Origin of the sequence: Escherichia sp. AM3, assembly GCF_032029835.1 — a bacterium.
GTDB lineage: Bacteria > Pseudomonadota > Gammaproteobacteria > Enterobacterales > Enterobacteriaceae > Escherichia > Escherichia coli.
This window is the reverse complement of the sequence record NZ_JAVUPQ010001229.1, coordinates 1-244: the sequence shown is the minus strand read 5'-3', so window position 1 is coordinate 244 and position 244 is coordinate 1. Positions and strand designations below refer to the sequence as shown.

The window sequence follows — 244 nt, the reverse complement described above, 5'->3', positions numbered from 1 at the left end:
GTGATCGCCCATATCCGCCAGGCAAATCGCGGCGAAGTGGCGCTGGAAAATACCCATCCGTTTACCCGTGAACTGTGGGGCCGTAACTGGACCTATGCGCACAACGGGCCGCTCTCGGGCTCTAAATCACTGGAAACCGGCAATTTTCGTCCTGTCGGTGAAACGGACAGCGAAAAAGCATTTTGCTGGCTGCTGCACAAGCTGACTGAGCGCTACCCCCGTACGCCCGGCAACATGACCGCCG

The 244-nt window shown here is 58.6% G+C and carries 1 protein-coding gene; it reads left to right on the top strand.

Features of this window, described 5'->3' with window-relative positions; genetic code table 11:
• The coding region (locus RTW80_RS30430; RefSeq protein WP_312721949.1) for a class II glutamine amidotransferase at positions 1–244 on the top strand (244 nt) is incomplete at both ends.